This is a genomic window from Bacteroides sp. OF03-11BH, assembly GCF_003604005.1.
Lineage (GTDB): Bacteria > Bacteroidota > Bacteroidia > Bacteroidales > Bacteroidaceae > Bacteroides > Bacteroides ovatus.
Window position 1 is genome coordinate 1 of record NZ_QTMW01000115.1, and the last position, 1453, is coordinate 1453.

Below are 1453 nucleotides of genomic sequence, written 5' to 3' on the forward strand. Positions count from 1 at the left end.
TTCCGCTTTTTAGTCGGTTTGCTGTTTGTTAGTCGCTTATTCCCATTCAAATGTTGATAAGTAACGAAGACCATTATAGTCCGCAATCTCTTCAACATATTTTTTAGGTATGCCAAGATGACCTTTCATGTTTTCTTTAAGAATAAAAACTTTTTGGTTTTTCTTTTTATCTCTAAAACCATTCGGGATATAGCAGAAAGTACAATTATTTGAGGCATTATTAAGGCCATTTCTATTTAATGATTTTTCAACCCAACAATCAAGTACATTATTGTCTATTATAACTGATTGAATTAATTGAACAGAATTCATTGTACATGTTTTGTCAATTTTAATTCTTAAAAACTCTGGATAATAGAATTTTATACCTAAGTCTTTACAGAACTGACAACGATGTTCGGGATTGGGACGCTTTTTGCTCTGACCGGATTCATACGCTTCCAACTCCTTGAGGTATTGCTCTTGATTAAAATACTCCATAAATTCGGTTTCATTTTTATCGGTATGCCCAATCCATGTCATATATTTCAAACCGGCAGTCGAGGCTGTTGTACCAGTCGGATTAAGTTCAAAAATAAAAGAGCCCAAGAAGGATACCGATACGGTATTCGTCGCTTTCTGCAATGATATACCCTCATGGCTATTATACATGATTGCCGCATTTGCGACAGTTATTTTTTTCGCTCTTAGTATTTCCTTGATTTTATCTGTGTCTGCCGGAATAACATTCAACAGATTCTCAAGTCCTTCAGAAGAATATTTCATAATAAGAGAATCTTCGTCATAGTCCATTACACCAAGCTCTTTACAGAACTGGCAGCGAAGTTCCTTATTGTCTTCATCGTATTCTTTCCACCATTGACGGAAAGCCGATTGATCCATATATTTCTCAAAGTCAGCTTCGGAATCGAATTGACCGACCCATATCATTATCTTGCTCATTTTCTTTTTTTATTTTTCAAGCGACTAATGTTTGGTGGATAATCAACCTTTCAAGGGAGATTTATCCGCTTGTTATGGTAGTTTATTCATATTGTTCACACTCTCGCTCTATGTCAGCAATTATCTCTTGAACAGTACGAATTATACCTTTCCCCTTTGACAATGGGAATACAGCCAACATCACATTGTCTTTTTCTAACTTCGGTAATAACTTCTCAATGAAGTCATCAAGAGGAATAGAATTGGGTTGATAGTTATCCCATTTACACAATTCTGCAAATTCCTTTTCGCTCCATACAGGAAATAAAACTTGCTCATTATTTCCCATTAAAGCCCAACCTTCTTTATCCTTTAACCCCCAAACTTCTTCAAAGTCTGAAACTTTACGAATAAAGTAGCCATATCTTTCTGCTGCTGAAAGATTTACTATATTTTTAATCCTGCTATTGTTCATTTTTCTACCATAATGTCCGGCAGATAAACCGCCTTCAATGTTTCATCTGTTTGTTAG

General features: G+C 35.2%; 2 protein-coding genes. Both read right to left on the reverse strand.

Translation table 11 applies throughout. From position 1 onward, the window contains the following. Window positions 1-36: 36 nt before the first annotated feature. Window positions 37-942: an immunity 22 family protein gene (locus tag DXA54_RS27890; RefSeq protein ID WP_009017660.1), complete on the reverse strand. Its 906-nt coding sequence runs from the start codon at window positions 940-942 to the stop codon at window positions 37-39. Window positions 943-1024: 82 nt separating this feature from the next. Further along, window positions 1025-1396 (reverse strand): DUF2750 domain-containing protein, encoded by a 372-nt coding sequence (locus DXA54_RS27895; protein WP_008627669.1) that lies wholly within the window; start codon window positions 1394-1396, stop codon window positions 1025-1027. Window positions 1397-1453 lie beyond the last annotated feature (57 nt).